The 17,613-nt window shown below is 31.1% G+C and carries 23 protein-coding genes; 9 read left to right on the top strand and 14 right to left on the bottom strand.

Features of this window, described 5'->3' with window-relative positions; genetic code table 11:
* The first annotated feature begins 94 nt into the window (after positions 1-94).
* Positions 95-1,960, top strand: a complete 1,866-nt coding sequence (locus BLS00_RS06750; RefSeq protein ID WP_091403977.1) for a thiamine pyrophosphate-dependent enzyme — start codon at positions 95-97, stop codon at positions 1,958-1,960.
* 17 nt (positions 1,961-1,977) lie between these two features.
* Positions 1,978-2,547 (top strand): 2-oxoacid:acceptor oxidoreductase family protein, encoded by a 570-nt coding sequence (locus BLS00_RS06745; protein ID WP_091403975.1) that lies wholly within the window; start codon positions 1,978-1,980, stop codon positions 2,545-2,547.
* Between the two features lie 47 nt (positions 2,548-2,594).
* Here the strand turns inward: BLS00_RS06745 and pepT are convergent, their stop codons facing one another.
* Positions 2,595-3,803 (bottom strand): peptidase T, encoded by a 1,209-nt coding sequence (gene pepT / locus BLS00_RS06740; protein ID WP_091403972.1) that lies wholly within the window; start codon positions 3,801-3,803, stop codon positions 2,595-2,597.
* 199 nt (positions 3,804-4,002) lie between these two features.
* Here pepT and BLS00_RS06735 point away from each other — a divergent pair, with 199 nt between their 5' ends.
* From BLS00_RS06735 to BLS00_RS06705, 7 genes are read left to right on the top strand one after another with little or no spacing between them, the layout of a single operon-like run.
* Entirely contained in the window at positions 4,003-4,872 is an 870-nt protein-coding gene (locus BLS00_RS06735) for an RnfABCDGE type electron transport complex subunit D (RefSeq protein ID WP_091404380.1), read from the top strand.
* Positions 4,869-5,474: an RnfABCDGE type electron transport complex subunit G gene (locus BLS00_RS06730; RefSeq protein WP_091403971.1), complete on the top strand. Its 606-nt coding sequence runs from the start codon at positions 4,869-4,871 to the stop codon at positions 5,472-5,474. Before BLS00_RS06735 ends, BLS00_RS06730 begins: the two co-directional genes overlap by 4 nt.
* Positions 5,474-6,082 carry an NADH:ubiquinone reductase (Na(+)-transporting) subunit D gene (locus tag BLS00_RS06725; RefSeq protein WP_091403968.1) on the top strand — a complete coding sequence of 203 codons (609 nt, stop codon included), beginning with the start codon at positions 5,474-5,476 and terminating at the stop codon, positions 6,080-6,082. The genes BLS00_RS06730 and BLS00_RS06725 overlap by 1 nt, the downstream gene beginning before the upstream one ends.
* Positions 6,082-6,675: an NADH:ubiquinone reductase (Na(+)-transporting) subunit E gene (locus tag BLS00_RS06720; RefSeq protein ID WP_091403965.1), complete on the top strand. Its 594-nt coding sequence runs from the start codon at positions 6,082-6,084 to the stop codon at positions 6,673-6,675. Before BLS00_RS06725 ends, BLS00_RS06720 begins: the two co-directional genes overlap by 1 nt.
* Before the next feature lie 11 nt (positions 6,676-6,686).
* Positions 6,687-7,802, top strand: coding sequence for an NADH:ubiquinone reductase (Na(+)-transporting) subunit F (locus tag BLS00_RS06715; protein ID WP_091403963.1), 1,116 nt, complete (start codon positions 6,687-6,689; stop codon positions 7,800-7,802).
* A gap of 15 nt (positions 7,803-7,817) precedes the next feature.
* A complete protein-coding gene (locus BLS00_RS06710) occupies positions 7,818-8,270 on the top strand; it encodes a hypothetical protein (RefSeq protein ID WP_091403962.1) in 453 nt (150 codons plus the stop codon).
* Between the two features lie 57 nt (positions 8,271-8,327).
* A complete protein-coding gene (locus tag BLS00_RS06705; RefSeq protein WP_091403960.1) occupies positions 8,328-8,852 on the top strand; it encodes a ferritin in 525 nt (174 codons plus the stop codon).
* A 38-nt stretch (positions 8,853-8,890) separates the two neighbouring features.
* On the opposite strand, the gene BLS00_RS06700 is transcribed toward BLS00_RS06705, so the two are convergent.
* From BLS00_RS06700 to rpsF, 13 genes are all read right to left on the bottom strand, one after another.
* The gene (locus tag BLS00_RS06700) at positions 8,891-9,169 is read right to left on the bottom strand and encodes an acylphosphatase (protein WP_091403957.1); all 279 of its coding nucleotides are present in this window, start codon (positions 9,167-9,169) and stop codon (positions 8,891-8,893) included.
* Positions 9,170-9,176: 7 nt separating this feature from the next.
* Positions 9,177-9,551, bottom strand: coding sequence for a hypothetical protein (locus BLS00_RS06695; protein ID WP_091403956.1), 375 nt, complete (start codon positions 9,549-9,551; stop codon positions 9,177-9,179).
* Positions 9,552-9,647: 96 nt separating this feature from the next.
* Positions 9,648-11,108 carry an IMP dehydrogenase gene (guaB, locus tag BLS00_RS06690; RefSeq protein WP_091403954.1) on the bottom strand — a complete coding sequence of 487 codons (1,461 nt, stop codon included), beginning with the start codon at positions 11,106-11,108 and terminating at the stop codon, positions 9,648-9,650.
* Positions 11,109-11,245: 137 nt separating this feature from the next.
* Complete coding sequence (gene trxB, locus BLS00_RS06685; protein WP_091403951.1) at positions 11,246-12,199, bottom strand: thioredoxin-disulfide reductase; 954 nt, start codon at positions 12,197-12,199, stop codon at positions 11,246-11,248.
* A gap of 55 nt (positions 12,200-12,254) precedes the next feature.
* Entirely contained in the window at positions 12,255-12,923 is a 669-nt protein-coding gene (gene pdo / locus BLS00_RS06680; protein ID WP_091403949.1) for a protein disulfide oxidoreductase, read from the bottom strand.
* A 66-nt stretch (positions 12,924-12,989) separates the two neighbouring features.
* The gene (locus BLS00_RS06675) at positions 12,990-13,451 is read right to left on the bottom strand and encodes a hypothetical protein (RefSeq protein WP_167849030.1); all 462 of its coding nucleotides are present in this window, start codon (positions 13,449-13,451) and stop codon (positions 12,990-12,992) included.
* A gap of 67 nt (positions 13,452-13,518) precedes the next feature.
* A complete protein-coding gene (locus BLS00_RS06670; RefSeq protein ID WP_091404376.1) occupies positions 13,519-14,448 on the bottom strand; it encodes an SPFH domain-containing protein in 930 nt (309 codons plus the stop codon).
* 8 nt (positions 14,449-14,456) lie between these two features.
* Positions 14,457-14,897 (bottom strand): NfeD family protein, encoded by a 441-nt coding sequence (locus tag BLS00_RS06665; RefSeq protein ID WP_091403944.1) that lies wholly within the window; start codon positions 14,895-14,897, stop codon positions 14,457-14,459.
* 35 nt (positions 14,898-14,932) lie between these two features.
* Entirely contained in the window at positions 14,933-15,763 is an 831-nt protein-coding gene (locus BLS00_RS06660; RefSeq protein WP_091403941.1) for an MBL fold metallo-hydrolase, read from the bottom strand.
* Between the two features lie 44 nt (positions 15,764-15,807).
* Entirely contained in the window at positions 15,808-16,257 is a 450-nt protein-coding gene (rplI, locus tag BLS00_RS06655) for a 50S ribosomal protein L9 (protein ID WP_091403940.1), read from the bottom strand.
* Between the two features lie 75 nt (positions 16,258-16,332).
* Entirely contained in the window at positions 16,333-16,563 is a 231-nt protein-coding gene (gene rpsR, locus BLS00_RS06650) for a 30S ribosomal protein S18 (protein WP_091403937.1), read from the bottom strand.
* Positions 16,564-16,583: 20 nt separating this feature from the next.
* The gene (locus BLS00_RS06645; protein ID WP_091403934.1) at positions 16,584-17,099 is read right to left on the bottom strand and encodes a single-stranded DNA-binding protein; all 516 of its coding nucleotides are present in this window, start codon (positions 17,097-17,099) and stop codon (positions 16,584-16,586) included.
* A 6-nt stretch (positions 17,100-17,105) separates the two neighbouring features.
* Positions 17,106-17,486 carry a 30S ribosomal protein S6 gene (gene rpsF, locus BLS00_RS06640; protein WP_091403931.1) on the bottom strand — a complete coding sequence of 127 codons (381 nt, stop codon included), beginning with the start codon at positions 17,484-17,486 and terminating at the stop codon, positions 17,106-17,108.
* Between the last annotated feature and the right edge of the window lie 127 nt (positions 17,487-17,613).

Here is a 17,613-nt window from a genome sequence, read left to right as displayed (position 1 = left end):
TCCTCTTTGTTTATTTAATTTATGATGATATAATTTATACATATTTAAAGAAAAATTAAAATATTTCATCAATTCTTAAGAAAGGGGAGATCTTATGAAATCCATGGGAGAAATGTTGTTAAGAAATGAAGATTTTTCTGAGATCGTAATTGGGGACACTGCTATAGTAAGGGGAATGGTTGAAGCAGGGACAAGAGTTGTATCAGCTTATCCTGGTTCGCCAACTCCAGAAATTGCAAATGCAATTAGTTCAATAAAGCGTGAAGACAGGCCTTTTTATTTCGAGTTTTCAACAAATGAGAAAGTAGCCTTGGAACTTGCTTTTGGAGCTTCTATTAATGGGCACTTGTCTACAGTATTTTTTAAAAGTGTTGGATTAAACGTAGCTGCAGATTCATTTGTTCAACTATCTCTTTTAGAACTTATTGGAGGGATGGTTGTCGTCATAGGAGACGATCCAGGAGCCAATTCATCTCAAAACGAACAAGACAACAGACATTATGCAAAAATGACATATATGCCTGTTTTAGAGCCATCTAATGTGCAAGAAGTATATGAAATGTACTTAGATGCTGTTGAAATTTCACAAGAAATGAGAATGCCTGTAATTTTAAGATTGACAACTCACACTTGTCACGCAAAAGAAAAAGTCAATTTTCACAAATTTGAAGAAAAATCTTTCGATAAAACCCCAAAATTTGACCCAAAGAATGGGCCTTATGTTCCTATTACTGAAAAAGTACATCCAATGAAAAGAAAAGCCTTAAAAAAAATAAAAGAAGTAAAACCAAAACTAAGTAAACTGAATAAATTATATGATAACGGAAATAAAGAAAAAGGAATAATAACGATGGGTGTCCCTTATTTGTCAGTAATTGACGTGTTAGAACAGGCTGACTACAAACCTGATATTTTAAAATTAGCTGCAATTCATCCACTCGATGAAAAACAGATCATTGATTTTTTGAAAACGCATGATCATGTAAAAATAGTTGAAGAGTTGGATGATGTAATAGAAAAAGAGGTCAAAGTAATTGCATATGAAAACAACATAAGAGTAAAAATAACAGGTAAAAAAGATCTTGAAGAATGGATTGGAGAATACACACCTGAAAAAGTATATGAAGTTCTTCGAAATGAATGGCCAGATATACTTCCAGAAATGAATTATGAGGAAAACGCACCATCAGTTTCAGTAAGACCAGCTCAACTTTGTCCAGGTTGTGGTCATAGATCTGCTTTTTATGCAATCAAAAAAGCTTTAGATAAAGAGGATATTACAGTAGCAGATATTGGGTGTCATACACTCGGATTTTTGCCTCCATATGAAATGGGACAAGTTCTCTTATCGATGGGGCATTCTATGGGAACAGCATCAGGATTGTCTTTATTTAACGACGAAAGAAAAGTTGTTGCTTTTTTGGGTGATTCAACACTATTCCACGCTGGATTACCAGGAATAGTAAACGCCGTATTCAATAACCATAATGTTACCCTTGTTATTATGGAAAATGGAACAACAGCTATGACTGGGCATCAAAACCATCCTGGTACTGGTCATAACTTCAATGAAGTAACAGATAAAATACAGATTAAAAAAATGCTTGAAGGCTTTGGAGTTAAAAACGTCAAAGAAGTTGACGCTTACTCTCAAACAAAATTATATGAAATGGTCAAAGAAGCAACGAAAGAAAAAGGATTTAGCGTGATTATTGCGAAGCACCCTTGTATGTTGAAATTTACAAGAGAACAGAGAAAAAAGGGTACATTCAAAGGAAATAAAGTTTACATTGATCAAGAGATTTGTGATCATTCCTATGTTTGTGTTGAAGACTTTGCATGTCCTTCATTCCAAAAAGATGAAAATGGAGATATTCACGTTCATCCAGATTTATGTATTGGTGATGGATCTTGTATCCAAACTTGTCCAGTAACCGCTATTAAATATGAAAAAATGTAATTGAGGGGGATAAAAATATGAATGATGTATTCAACGTATATATGATTGGTGTGGGTGGCCAAGGGATAGGCCTTTTAAGTGAAATATTAATTCGCTCAGCAGATTATGCCGGATTAAATGCAAAAGGTGTTGATACTCATGGTTTGGCTCAAAGAGGGGGTACAGTTCAATCTCATTTGAGAATAGGTGATAAAGTACATGCCTCTTTAATTAGAAAAGGAACTGCTGACCTCGTAATATCATTGGAAAAAACTGAAGCGTTAAGAGGGATGAATAATTTTTCTAAAAATGGTGGCTCCTTGATATATTATGATACTTCTTGGCAAACTGTTTTTGTAAGGTTAGGTAAAGACAAAGAAACAACACATGAAGAAATAGAAAATGAGGCAAAAAAAAGAAACATTAAATTATACAGGATATTTGATAAAGATCTAAAAGATGCAAGAATGCAAAATATAGTTATTTTAAAAAACATATCAAAAAATGAACTAATTCCTGGTATAAAAGAAGAGCACTATTTAAAAGCCATGGAAGATCTAATGGGGGGAAACAAATTAGAAAAAAATAAAAAAATTTTTCAAAAATAAAAATTAAAAAAGAAAGCCTCGATTTTTAAAAATCGAGGCTTTCTTATTTATCCTCTTATTATATCAATAATTATATCTCTTGCTTTTCTCATTGAATCAATAGGAATATATTCAAATTTTCCGTGATAATTGTGTCCACCAGTAAAAATATTTGGGCAGGGTAATCCCATATAAGAAAGTCTAGCTCCGTCTGTGCCACCTCTTATAGGGATTTGTTTGAATTCAACATCATTTTTTTCATAAGCTTTTTTAGCCAAATCTATAATATTTTTATTCTTAAGAACTATATTTTTCATGTTGTAATAAGAATCTGTAATGTTTATCTTCAAAACATCTCCATATTTTTTGTTTATAAAGTCCGCATGTTTTAAAGTCTCTTTTTTTCTATGTTCAAAAAAATCTTGATCATGATCTCTAATAATCATAGTTAAAGAACTGTGTTCTGCTTTACCTTCAAAATTAACAAAATGATAAAAACCTTCGTAATTCTCAGTGTGTTCAGGTTTTTCAAATTCAGGAAACATATTTATAAATTCATTTGCCACTAAAATAGCGTTGATCATCTTGTCTTTCGCTGTTCCAGGATGAACGCTATTCCCAAAAACTTCTATTTTTGCAGTGGCTGCGTTAAAATTTTCAATACTGAACTCGCCAATAGGTCCTCCATCTATTGTGTAGGCAAAATCAGCACCAAATTTTTCAACATCAAATTTATCAGCACCTTTCCCAATTTCTTCGTCTGGAGTGAAGCATATCCTTATCTTTCCATGTTTTTCATCAGGATTTTCTAAAAAATATTCTAATGCAGACAAAATTTCTACAATACCTGCTTTATCATCCGCTCCTAAAAGAGAAAGCCCATCAGTAATTATCAGTTTTTGTCCAATATAATTTTTTATTTCTGGATAATCGACTTCTTTTAAAACAATATCTTTTTCTTCGTTTAAAACTATGTCTCCGCCTTTGTAATCGATAATTTTAGGATTAACATTTTTTGCTGACATATCTGGGGAAGTGTCCATGTGGGATATAAAACCTATTACATCAGTTGCATTTGGATTATTAGAAGGTAAAGTAGCCATCAAATATCCGTTATTATCCAAATCTATATCTTCCAAACCAATCTCTTCTAAATACTTTTTCAATATTTTGGCAAAAGCTATTTGAGAACTGGTGCTTGGAAAAGAATTTGAATAATCATCAGATGTGGTTTCAATTTGTACAAATTTTAAAAAATTATCGATCAATTTTTCCATTTTTATCATCCTCCAAAATAAATTTCTAATTATAAATAAGTTAAAACATTAAAATTATACCTTAAAATAGTTTTATAAACAAACTAATGTAAATGTCAAAATATTGTCAAACTACTGTTTTTATGTTAAAATATAGAGAGGATTATTAAATATTTATTAAAAAATTTTTGGGGGTGAAAAAGTGTTTCAAAAACAGATAATGATGAGAAGAGTAATCTACTCATTAATACCAATTTATCTATTTGCAATTTATCTGTATGGGATAAGGCTCTTATGGTTATCTGCTTTTGTCTTTGGGGCAGGTATTTTCACAGAATGGATCATGGAAAAAAGAAGAAATAAAAAAGTCTCAGAAGCAGTTTTAGTAACATGTTTTTTAATAGTGTTATCTTTACCTCCACTTACACCTTGGTGGATTGCTGTAATAGGCACTGTATTTGGTGTTTTATTTGGTAAAGAAGTTTATGGTGGATTTGGAAGAAACATTTTTAATCCAGCAATTACAGCCAGAATTTTTATTTACATTACATTTGCAAATGTAATGGCATCTGGTTGGATAAAACCAGGAAACTTTGGAGTTGATGCAGTAACTTCTGCAACACCTTTATCTTTGTTAAGGGCTGGAGAACAGGTTTCAAATATGGATTTGTTTTTTGGAATAAGAGCCGGTTCTTTTGGTGAGAGTTCGATATTGCTAATTGCTTTAGCTGCAATATACTTAATATGGACAAAAACAGCGAGTTGGAGAATCATACTATCTACGTTCTTATCAGCAGCAGTATTAACTGGTGCTCTTTATTGGGCAGGAGTAGATAGTGCATTACCGCCTATTCAGGCTTTAATGTCTGGCTCATTAATTTTTGTAACAGTTTTTATGGCTACAGATCCTGTTTCGGCTCCAAAAAAATCTTCATCTCAGTGGTTTTATGGAATGATAATTGGGGTTACAACTGTTCTTGTTAGAACATTTTCTCTATTTCCAGAAGGGACAAGTTTTGGCATTTTAATGGGAAACACTTTCGCTTCTCTTTTAGACCAAATTAATCTAAAAAAGAAGGTGAAGTCATGAATAAACAAGGAAAACTATACACAATAATATTTACTTTCATAGTGAGTTTTGTATTTGTTTTTGTTTTGGCTTTTGCTAACGATGTAACGAAAGAAAGGGTTGAAATTAATGAAAAACTTTTTGAGGTTAGGGCTTTTTTGAACGCTATGGATATTGTTTATGGTACGGATGAAGAAGCATTAGACATTTTTGAAGGGTTAACCGAAGAAAAAATAAAAGAAACAACCCTCTATTCAACTACAGTTGAAAATGAAAAAATATATGCATACCGATTTAGCGGTAATGCTCTTTGGGGAACTGTTAATGGAGTATTAGCCGTAAATGAGGACGTCACACGAGTCATTGGGCTGGATATTATTTCTCATAATGAAACACCTGGATTAGGTGGAAGAATAGAAGAAAAATGGTTTAGGGATCAGTTTAGAAATGAGAAAATCTCTGAAAATGGAATATCAATAAACATTGGTGGAGATGGAGATTATAATCATGAAAATTCAGAATTCGACTCTATAACTGGTGCAACTAACACGTCTCAATCAATGAAAACTATAATAAACAATGCAATAAAAAAATTGAAGGATCTTCTTGGGAGTGATGAATGATGGCTAATAATACTGCAAGAGGAATTTTAAAAGATAATTTGTGGACAAATAATGCGATATTTGTTCAGATTTTAGGAATATGTAGTACTTTAGCTGTTACCAACAAATTGGAAAATACACTAATAATGGCAATTGGAGTTATATTGGTAATGGGCTTCACAAACCTTACAGTATCCATTATAAAATCTTTGATTCCAAGGAAGGTAAGAATGATCGTTCAAACTTTGATTATATCTTTTTACGTTATAATTGTAGACATAATTTTAAAGGCCTATCTCCCTGAAATAAGTAGAGCTTTAGGTCCTTATGTTGGGTTGATTATAACTAACTGTATTATCATGGGTAGAGCAGAAGCTTTTGCACAATCAAACAAACCTGTTATATCGTTCTGGGATGGAATAACTTCTGGAGCAGGTTACATGTATGTTTTATTGATTATAGCTTTTGTAAGGGAACTTTTAGGATTTGGAACCATCTTTGGGATGAATGTTTTACCAGAAAGTTTCATAAAATGGACAATAATGGTAATGCCACCAAGCGCATTTTTCATGCTGGCTATTTTGATTTGGGTTTTCAAAGGCATTATGGAAAAAAAGGAGGCTAAATAATGGCACCTGATATTAGTCCTTTTATACTATTTTTTGCTTCTATATTCACAAGTAATATATTATTAGCTAACTTTTTGGGAATGTGTTCTTTTATATCTGTGTCTAAAGACTACAATTCATCAAATGGTTTAGGAATGGCCGTTACATTTGTTTTGACAATTACAACCGCTATTAACTGGTTGGTTTATAATTACATATTAGTTCCTTTTGAAATAGAATATTTGAGATATATTGTATTCATAATTGTCATTGCTGCAACTGTGCAAGTATTAGAAATGATAATAGAAAGAGTTTCAATGAATTTATATATGGCATTGGGAATATTTCTACCATTGATCACAGTTAATTGTGCAATACTTGGTGTTGCATTATTCATGCAATTAAGAGACTATAATTTTATTCAATCAATAATATTTGGATTTGGTTCAGGCCTTGGTTGGTGGTTAGCAATAATGGCTCTTGCCGCTATAAGGAAAAAGACAGACAGAGCACCAGTTCCAGCAGGGTTAAAAGGACCTGGAATAACTTTAATTACAATTGGTTTTATGGCAATTGCTTTTATGGGATTTTCAGGCATGTTAGCAGTTCAGTGAGGTGATAATATATGGGATATTTTGCAGCTCCATTAATAGTTGCCATACTTACTGCAATATTGGCTGCTATTATAACTGTTGTTGACTCCTTAGTAAACAATTATGGAGAAGTTGAATTAGATATAAACGAAGGTTCAAAAAAAATAAAAGTCGATGGGGGTAATCCTCTTTTAACTACACTTAGTGAACAAGGAATATTTATACCTTCAGCTTGTGGAGGTAGGGGTAGTTGCGGTGCATGTAAAGTGAAAGTGCTTTCTGATATTGGGCCAATACTTCCAACAGAAGCCCCATTGCTTGAAGAAAATGAAAAAAAAGAGGGAATAAGACTTTCGTGTCAGATAAAAGTGAAAGAAGATATAAAAATAGAAATACCAGAAGAATTATTCAATGTTAGAGAATTTAAAACTAAAATTGAATCTATAAAAGATATGACACACGATATAAAAGAAGTTAGACTCGAACTTTTAGAACCAGAATCAATTGATTTTAAAGCTGGGCAATATTCACAATTGATAATTCCAAAATACGGGAAAATAAAAGAACAAACTCAGAGAGCATACTCTATATCTTCGGTACCGTCAGATAAAAGCCATCTGGAATTTTTGATAAGATTGGTACCGGGTGGAATTGCTACAACATATGTTCATGAACATTTAGAAGAAGGCCAGAATCTAAACATAGTTGGTCCCTTTGGAGATTTTTACAGAAGAGATACAGACGCTACAATGGTTTGTGTTGCAGGAGGTTCTGGTATGGCTCCTATAAAATCTATAATTGAAGACATGTATGAAAAAGAAATGTTTGATAGAGAAATTTGGTATTTTTTTGGGGCTCGTTCAAAAAAAGATCTCTACTATGTTGAATATTTTGAAGAAATGGAGAAAAAAATGAAAAATCTTCACTTTATCCCTGCATTATCAGACCCTGAACCAGAAGATAAATGGGAAGGAGAAACAGGCCTAATAACTGATGTTTTGGATAAATACCTTAAAAATCAAATTGATAATGAAAAAGAGAAAGAAGGATATCTTTGTGGTAGCCCTGGAATGCTGAACGCTTGTATAAATGTGATGAAAGATAACCAAATGAAAGAAGATAAAATTTATTACGATAAGTTTGCATAATTTGGAGGGATAATTATGAAAATGACTCCTGAACTAAAAAAAGCAAAAGATAACATGCAGCCTGGTGAAATTACTTCAGAAGGATTTCTTGGAGATGATCAGAGAGAATTAGTAGATATCATTGAAAAAGATGAAGAAATTATGGAATCTATGGGTATAGATTATACAGACCTCGTTGAAAAAATGCATTATGTTATGAACGAAGGAAGAAAAGGCCTTGGAGAATCAATAAAAGTAGATGAAAAATGGGATGTCAGAGTTGATGAATCAAGGGGCTTTTTGGCATGCCCCTTTGAAGACGGAATTTTTAGAAAGATAAATGTGATAGTAAAAAATATTTCTAATGATGAAGAAATTATTTTTACAGATCTGTCAGTACACCTTCTTGAAAAACACCATTTTCACCAAGGTAAAGGGACGAATTTTAGATTAAACCCAAAAAAATTAAAAAAAGTTTTTTATGAATGAAATAATGTTGTGCTATAATTTTAATAAATAGAAATCAAATTTAAGGAGGTTTTATATATGGCTATGAAAGAAAAATTAATAGATGCATTAAACAAACAATTGAATAAGGAATTATATTCTGCTTATCTTTATCAATCAATGGCAGCATATTTTGTTTCAAAAAATTTAGAAGGATTTGCCAATTGGATGGATGCACAAGTTCAAGAAGAAATGCTTCATGCAAGAAAGATGTACGATTTTATTTTAGATAGAGGTGGTAAAGTAAAACTTCTACCCATTGATGAACCAAAACATGATTGGTCAAATGCTTTTGAAGTGTATAAGGATGCTTTAGAACACGAAGAATTTGTAACTGATTCAATTAATAAATTAGTTGATCTTTCAATTGAAGAAAATGATCATGCGATGGATAACTTTTTACAATGGTTTGTAACTGAACAAGTAGAAGAAGAAAAAACCACAGGAGATATAAAAAATAAATTAGAATTAATTGGAGACAATGTACAAGCTTTATTGGCTTTAGATGAAAAACTTGGGACAAGACAAGCTGTTAGTTCCACTGATCCTCAAGGACAACAATAGAAATATATAAAATAGTGCTGATTTTTTCAGCACTATTTTTAATATCTAACGTGGAAGTCATCATTATTAATTTCATCATTTGAAACATCGTATTCTTCAATGTCTTCTACTCTTGAAAAAGAATTTCCCTTTATCAATTTAGCTTTGAATTGTTCTATCTTTGAATCTTCACCTTTCGCAAAAATTTCTACATTCCCATTCGTAAGATTTTTAACTGTACCTTTTATTCCTAAAGCATTTGCGTTTTTTGTTGCAAAAAATCTGAAACCAACACCTTGCACCCTGCCCTTTAAAATGAATTTTCTGCTAATAGTCATTAAAAATTCACTCCAAAGAATCGTTAGTATTTTTATTGATGTCATCAGTTTTTATTGCTTTTAAAAAAAGTTCATTATTATCTCTTGAAAATAGATAATCTAATTTGAAACCAAGTTGTTCAAATTTTTCCATAAGCAAAAACAAATCACCAACATCGATTGTTTCATATTTTGATTTTTTATAGTATTTTGCTATTTCAGAATTTTTTATAAAGAAGCCCTCTTCTTTTTCCAAAATGTCTTTAACAGATTTTTCTATATTGGTGTTTAGAAATATCTCGCTGTATGGTATTTTGTACTTTGTTTCTTTAAAACTCACATATGCATCAATAATGTGTCTAATATCAATCAATTCGTTTAGGTCTTCAACTATATTTTCCATACAGTCACCCCCTTTTAACACAATTATACATATAAAATTAAAAAATGTCAAGAAAATTTAATATAAAAAGAAATAAATTAACAAGATAGGTTAAATTTAATTCCCAGATAAAAAATAATTAGGTGATTCTTTAGTAATTTTAATATCATGTGCGTGGCTTTCTTTCATCCCAGAAGGAGAAATTTTTACAAATTCCGCTTTTTCTAAAAGTTCATTTAAATTCCCTGCTCCTATGTATCCCATACCAGATTTTACACCACCAAGTAGTTGGTGTATTAAGTCAGCTACTTCTCCCTTGAAAGCAACCATACCCTCGACACCTTCAGGCACTAATTTATCTACTTCTTCTACATCATCTTGGAAATATCTGTCTTTGGATCCTTTTTTCATTGCACTTATAGACCCCATCCCTCGGTATGTTTTAAATTTTCTACCATTATAAATAATGGTTTCTCCTGGGGCTTCCTCAGTACCAGCAAAAATACTTCCCATCATAACAGTAGATGCTCCAGCGGCCAATGCTTTTACTATATCGCCGGAAAATCTTATGCCTCCATCAGCTATTATTGGTATATTATTTTCTTTAGCAACAGAATTAACATTCATTATAGCTGTTAACTGTGGTACACCTATTCCAGCAACGATTCTTGTTGTACAAATTGATCCAGGGCCAATACCTACTTTTAGAGCGTCTGCTCCAACGTTTATTAAATCTATTGCAGCTTCTTTAGTTGCTATATTTCCAACTATTATAGGGGTGTTTTTATCATAATCTTTCAATTTTTTCAAAAGATTAATTATATTACTGGAATGTCCATGTGCAGAATCAAGAACTAAAAAATCCACCCCACTTTCTATTAATTTTTTAGCTCTTTCAAGTCCGTCAGAAACACCGATAGCAGCGCCAACAATCAAACGACCTTTTTTATCTCTTGAAGCAAGAGGTTTTTCTATTACAGCCATTACGTCTTTTATAGTTATCAAACCTATGATTTTGTTGTTTTTGTCTACTATAGGTAACTTTTCTATTTTATTCTCGTGTAATATTTCTTTTGCTTTTTCTAATCCAATTTGAGGTCCAGCAACAACAAGATTTCTATAGTTTGTCATCAATTCTTTAGCTTGTTTAGTAGAATTTCTTTCAAATCTTATATCTCTATTGGTTAGTATACCTAAAAGTTTATTGTATTTATCAACTACGGGTAACCCTCCAATTTTGTATTCTTTCATTAATTGCTCAGCTTCTTTTATTTTTGTATCTGGAGAAATGGTTATAGGATCCGTGATAACTCCATTTTCGGCTCTTTTTACCTTTGAAACTTTGTAAGCTTGTTCTTCAATAGGCATATTTTTGTGTATAACACCAGCAGCGCCTTCCCTTGCAACAGCTTTTGCCATTCTTGTTTCGGTAACTGTATCCATTGCAGCAGATAAAAAAGGAACGTTTAAATATATGTCTTTAACCAATCTCGTCCTTGTATTTACTTGGCTAGGAACTATATCAGAATACTTTGGCAGTAAGAGTACATCATCAAAAGTTAATGCTTCATTAAACAAAATTACCACCCCTTATATTTTTATTATTTATATTTTATATCTATTAACATATTTACAATTTACATAATAAATACATTTTAATTAAGAATAGAAAAAATAAAAAAGAGGCCTCAAAGCCTCTTTAAATATTAATATTATTAAAAATATTCTCTTACAGCGTGTGAAGCGGCAATAGCTCCATCTGCAACAGCAGTTACAACTTGTCTTAAGATAGTATTCCTAACATCTCCGACAGCGTATATTCCTTTTAAATTAGTTTCCATATTTTGGTCAGTTTCAATATAACCCCTTGAATCAGTTTTTAACATATCACCTAAAAATCCCGTTGCTGGAACATGGCCTATAAAAGCAAATGCCCCATCAAAATCTTCATCGTACACTTTATTCTCTTTTTTATCTTTTATTGATAGAGTTTTTAATTTTTTATCTCCTTTAAAAGCAACGACCTCTGAGTCAAATTTAAAAGTGACATTGTCTAATGCCATAGCTCTATCTTGATATAATTTATCTGCTCTAAGTTTATCTCTTCTATGTATTATCACTACTTCTTTGGCTATTTTTGCTAAATATAATGATTCTTCTAAAGCTGTATTACCTCCACCAATTACTGCAACCTTTTGGTCTTTAAAGAAATGTCCATCACAAGATGCACAATAAGAAATTCCCTTTCCAAAGAAATCTTTTTCTCCTTCTGCTCCTAATGGTTTAGGGTTTGCCCCTGTTGCTATAATAATAACTTTTGTATTTATAACCTTTCCATCATCAGTTTTAACAATTTTATTTTCTTCATTATTTACTATTTTCGTTACTGTTGAAAAATGAAAATCAACTCCATAGTGTTTTGCGTGATCGCCAAACTTTTCAGCAATTTCAGAGCCTTCAATTGATTTAAACCCAGGATAATTTTCTACTAATTCTGTGAAGTTCATTTGCCCGCCTTCAACAGTTTTTTCAATAATTAAAGGTTTAAGCCCACCTTGAACGGCATAAATTCCAGCTGAAATACCAGCCGGGCCACCGCCAATGATAACTATGTCGTAATTATCTTTTATCTCTTGTTTTTTGTTTGCAGTACCCATGTCGAAAAACATTTAACGTCCTCCTTTAAAAAAGTGGCCTAAAAAGGCCACCAATTGTTGTTATCTATTATCCTACCGCTTTCATTAATTCATCGATGAATTGTTGCTCTGGATAAGCCCCAATAAATTCACCAGATTTTTCCCATTCATCGCCATTGAATATTTCAATAACAGTATGAGGAACTGAGCTTACACCATGTTCTGAAGAAAGTGGACCAAACTCGTTAGCTTCAATCATCTCTCCGATAATATTATCATTTAATAAAGCTGATTGATGTCCAGAAAATACAGCTTTTGGACAGTATGGACATGTTGGAGTTATGAATACTCTAATTCTCATTTTTTTATCAATTGTTTTGATCTTATTTTGTGTTTCTTCAGAAAAGTCTACTCTGTTTCCTGACGATACTGAAAGTATGTCTTGTAATAAAGTAGAAAATTCGTGACCAGAAGGGATTCCATAGAACCTTATTCCGTTGTCATTATTATCTTTATCTAATAAAACAATGGCTGGGGTTAAATCTTTTTCAATGTCATAAACATCAGCTTTTGGGTCGTCAATATTCAACATTTCTAATTCTATTTTAGGTTCTACTTCTTTCAATTCATTTAATAATTCACCTGTTACTTTTGAATATTCATTTTCTCCCTGAAATAAAACAAATTTTACGTTATTTTCCATTTTTGAAAGTAAATCTTTTACCTGTTCTCTTGTGTTGTCATCTAATAAAGCCATTATATAACCTCCATTATTTAATTATTTAATACCCTACATAGGTATTATAACTCCGATATATTTAGTCTACTTTACAACTTTGTATAATTTTCCTGTCTTAAGAGTTTTCATTAATGAAGAAATAAAGAAAAATATAGTAGGTATAATAATTGTAAGTATATTCAATTCATCATGAAAATCCATCAATAAAACATTAAATAAAAAATGAATTCCAACTCCATAAAAAAAACTTTCAAGAATTTTGTTTATTATCTTTTTTGATAAAAAAGATTCAAAATAACTACTTCTTGTATATCCAAAAGATAATATCATAGATCTAAATCTCTCATGGTATTTTTTCCTGGACGAATCAATAGATCTTAAATAATACAAAATATAAATGAAAGTAATTAACATCTCTAAAAGTAAAGCATTATTATAAAATCCTTTGATGTAGATTAAAATTAAAGATATACTAGTTAATCCATATATAGAAAAATACTCAACTATGTTAGGTATTTTGAGATTTTGAATAGTAGCATATTTCATAATAAAATACGCAATTATTGCAGCTATTAAATTTATAATAATAGAATATAAAAACATTTAATCACCATTATTTTTTATTTTCTTTGTTTTCATTTTTATTTTGCAAATCAGTTTTTGTTGCTTCGAACATAGCTGAAACAGAACCTAAAACACCTGATATTTCATAAGGCAAGAAAATCTTACTTGCTTGTCCATTAGAAATGTCTTTTAAAGCATCAAGGTATCTTATTGTAATAAGATCTTGAGTTGGATTACCTTCATGAATTGCTTTGAACACTTTCTCAATCGCATTTGCTCTACCAGCAGCTTCTTCAGTAAGTTTATATTTTTCCGCGTCTGCTACTCTCTTAACAGATTCTGCTTGACCTTCTGCTTTAAGTATTGCAGCTGTTTTGTCACCTTCAGCTTTTTTAATTTCTGATTGTTTATAACCTTCAGATTCTAAAATAGCTGCTCTTTTCATTCTTTCAGCTTTCATCTGTCTACTCATAGCATCCATAATATCATCTGGTGGGTCTATTTTTTTGATTTCAACTCTTGTTACTTTTACACCCCATTTATCAGTTGCATCATCCAAAACTTCCCTTAATTTTGTGTTTATTCTTTCTCTCGAAGTTAGTGTTTGGTCAAGTTCGAGCTCACCAATTACATTTCTTAGATTTGTTTGTGCTAATTTAACTGCAGCTGAAGAGAAATCTCCAACATTATAAATTACTCTGTAAACATCTGTAATTTCATAGTATATTACAGCATCTACAGTTACTATAACGTTATCATTGGTAATAACTTCTTGAGGTGGGACGTCTATAACAGTTTCCCTAATGTCAATTTTTGTAATTCTTTCAACAAAAGGAACTATAAAGTTCAATCCAGATTCAACAGTTCTGTGATATCTACCAAGTCTTTCTACAAGACCTTTTTCATAAGGTCTTACAATTTTCAAACTACCAGAAACGATGAAAATCAAAAATAAAGCAAGTATAATTAATACATACATTGACATGATTATTCTCCCTTATCTATTTTTTTAACATAGATTATATTTCCAGATTTTTTTGTTACTTTTATTTTATCTCCAACATTGAGTTCTTGAGAATCATCTTCACTATAAGCTCTCCATTGATCTCCTTTAATATTTACGATCATTTTACCTTCATTATCAATGGCTCTAATAACCCCTTCTCTACCCTCAAGAGTATCCAAATAAAGCTTGTTTGGGGAAGAGTTTTTATACCATCTTGATACAATTTTTCTTGTTGAGATCCACAATAATAAAGAAACAATTATAAAAATAGCTAAGTTCAATGTAAAAGATTCTATAAACAGAGAAACTACTCCTGATACTAAGGCACCTATTGCGAACCAGAAAAAGAAAAATGTTGGTGATATTATTTCAACGAAACCAAATATTACTGATAGTATTATCCAAAAAGCCCATTGTGGCATAATACTCCCTCCTTTGATAAACCAAGATTAAAAAATTATAATTTATGAGTTTTTTCAGGGTGTATGATACTTATATCAATATTAGGGAATTCTTCTCTAAGTAAGCTCTCATTTATTCTAATTAAAGAATTATATCTACTTGATACATGATAAATTATAACTCTTTTTGGATTACTTTTTCTTATCAATTCTTTTAATTCATTTAAAGAAGTGTGATTTCTTATTTTTCTGTCTTCTTCAACAAAAAAAGTACATTCATGTATTAACGTTTCAGCTGAATTTGCTATCTCTGGTGAAATAGGCAGTGAATCACCAGAAACAGTCAAAATATTTGCTTCATAATAATCGTTCAATTCTTCACGTCCATATTTTTTTACAATATCTATTATTTCATTTTGTGAAAAAGATTGGTATTTTTCTTTTAATTTGTTTCTTCTTTCTATTATTCTATAACCATAAGATTTTTCGGCAGGGGTATGTAAAGTCTTAAACGGTTCAATGAATCTACCATTCTTTAAACCAATTTTATCAAAAAGAGATAAAGGCATTATATCTAATTTATATCTTAAATGATTGTTTGAGTCTAAGATAAACTTTAAATATGATTCAATTTGCCTAGAATTTTCTGGATAATATATTGTTAAATCCTTTTCTCTTGAACCCATTGCGTTGTTTCTTGTATTAATTAGTCCCCAAAGTCCAGCAATATGATCAATATGAGAGTGGGAAAGAAATATTTTTTCTATACCATAAATCTTATTACCCAATTTAGCACTAATGCCTTCTCCACAGTCAAACAAAATTCTATCAGGTTTATAATAGATCCAAGTGGTATATAATGCCTTTGATTTTATGATAAATTCCAAAATTGTTCACTCCTAAAAAAATGCGGTGGTTTAAAAACCACCGTTTATTTAATTGGAATAACGTTAATTTTTATTTCGCCTTTAACATTTTGGGGCAGTTTTACCCTTATAATATGCTTCCCTAATTCTTTTATATTAATTTTTTCGTTAAACCATTTTTTATCAAAATCAATTCCTGCGACTTCTTTTATTCTTTTTGTTAAATCCTTTGAAGTGATAGCTCCAAAAAGTTTACCATTTTCTCCAGCATTTGCTTTTATCTCATAGGTGTGAGATTGTAATTTTTCCAACAAATCTTCTGAAGTTTTTCTTTGGTTTTCCTTTTTCTTTTTTTCCACCTTTTTCATGTCTTTTATGTGTTTTATTTTTCCCGATCCTGCTTCTGTTGCAAATCCTTTTGGCAAAAGATAGTTTCTTGCGTACCCATCTGAAACATCTACAATCTCATTTTTATTTCCAAGATTTTTAACATCTTTAAGTAGTAAAACTTTCATTCCAACACCTCCCTAAATATTTTACCATATGAGTTAAACTAATACAAACGGGAGGCAATAGCCTCCCGCAAATTATTATTGATCTGTTGTGTAAGGTAATAACATTACATGTCTTGATCTATGAATAGCTTGTCTTAATAATCTTTGATGTTTTGAACAGTTCCCTGTGACTCTTTTTGGTAATATTTTACCTTTTTCGTTTATATAATCAGATAATAAATTTAAGTCTTTATAATCAATGTAGTTAACTTTCATTGAACATAATTTACATTTTTTTACTCTTCTTCTCTTTCTTCTATATGCCATTAAATTTCACCTCCATCATCCTATAATGGATTATCGTCAGAGCTTAAATCGCTCTCAATATCTCCAAATGGATCTTCATCGAACCCAGGCATTTCGTCTGAAAACGATTCATCATCTATATCTTGAATAGCGTTCTTCTTTTTATCATTATTGTTTGAGTACCCTTCTTCAACTTCAATGTTCATATCGTCATAAGATTGACTCTCCATTTGAGCCTTTTTTGTTTCCATAAAGGTCATTCTATTAGCCCAAACTTCAGCAGATTCTCTTTTCACATCATTTCTATCAGTCCATTTGTTAATTCTTAATTGTCCTTCAACAAGAATAAGCTTTCCTTTAGAAAGATAGTTACTTGCAAAATCAGCTTGTCTTCCAAAAGCAACTATATTGATAAAATCAACGTCATTATTGTTTTTAGATTGTCTGTCAACGGCTAATGAAAAATTGGCAACATTAGAACCACTAACAGTTGACCTTACTTCTGGATCTCTTGTAAGTCTTCCGACAAGAATTATCTTGTTATACGCAATAGACATTTATAATCACTCCGCTGAATTTTCTTCGGATACTGGTTCTTCTACAGTTATATTTGATTCTTTTGATTTAGCTTTTTTGTCTAAATCTTCTCTTCTTATAGTTAGATGTCTAACTATATCTTGTGTAATATGGAATCTTTCGTCTAAAGTGTTGATTTTTTCAGGGTTAGCTTTATACACAAAATATGTGTAGTCACCTTCGTTTAAGTTTTCTTTTTGAGTTCTGTAAGCAAATTTTCTCAAACCCCATCTTTTTTCTTCTTCGATAGTTCCATCAACAGTATCTGTTATCCAACCTTTTACCTTTTCAGTTAAATTAGTTCTTTCTTCTTCTGAAAGGGTAGGTTTGATAACGATCATTGTTTCGTAGAATCTCTCTCTAGCCATTGTTGCACCTCCTCCCTTGGAATTAGCCCATTTCTGAGCGGGATATATACCTTGACAATTATAACAAAAAATATGTTGAGTTTTATAATATTAACCAAAAAATAACATATTTTAATGTAAAGATAAA

The sequence above is a fragment of the Geotoga petraea genome, from assembly GCF_900102615.1.
Classification (GTDB): domain Bacteria; phylum Thermotogota; class Thermotogae; order Petrotogales; family Petrotogaceae; genus Geotoga; species Geotoga petraea.
The sequence above is the reverse complement of the archived record's forward strand: the minus strand, read 5'-3'. Positions and strand labels throughout refer to the sequence as shown.